The following is a 353-nucleotide window of genomic DNA, read 5'->3' as shown; positions in this document are numbered from 1 at the left end:
TGCGCGGGATCACCGACGTGCCGGTGATCGTCGCCACCGCGCGGGACGACGAGAGGGAGATCGTCCGGCTGCTGAACGCGGGGGCGGACGACTATCTGACCAAGCCGTTCTCGGTCGAGCACCTGTCCGCGCGCATGGCGGCCGTCCTGCGCAGGGCCCGGCCGGTCGCCGGTGACGTACCGCCGTCGACGGTGCTCCGGGTCGGCGGCCTCGCCATCGATCCCCTGCGCCGGGAGGCCGAACTGGACGGCGTACGACTGGACCTGACGCGACGTGAGTTCGACCTGCTCGCGTTCCTCGCCGGGCGGCCCGGTGTGGTCGTGTCCCGCAAGGAGCTGCTCGCCGAGGTGTGG

At 72.5% G+C, this 353-nt stretch carries 1 protein-coding gene; it reads left to right on the top strand.

The window, feature by feature from the left end:
* Window positions 1-23 precede the first annotated feature (23 nt).
* On the top strand, window positions 24-353 hold a 330-nt coding region (locus DSY14_RS28350), incomplete at its 3' end, for a response regulator transcription factor (protein ID WP_307851365.1).

Source organism: Nocardiopsis sp. MG754419 (genome assembly GCF_018207095.1).
GTDB lineage: Bacteria > Actinomycetota > Actinomycetes > Streptosporangiales > Streptosporangiaceae > Nocardiopsis.
The sequence above is the reverse complement of the archived record's forward strand: the minus strand, read 5'-3'. Positions and strand labels throughout refer to the sequence as shown.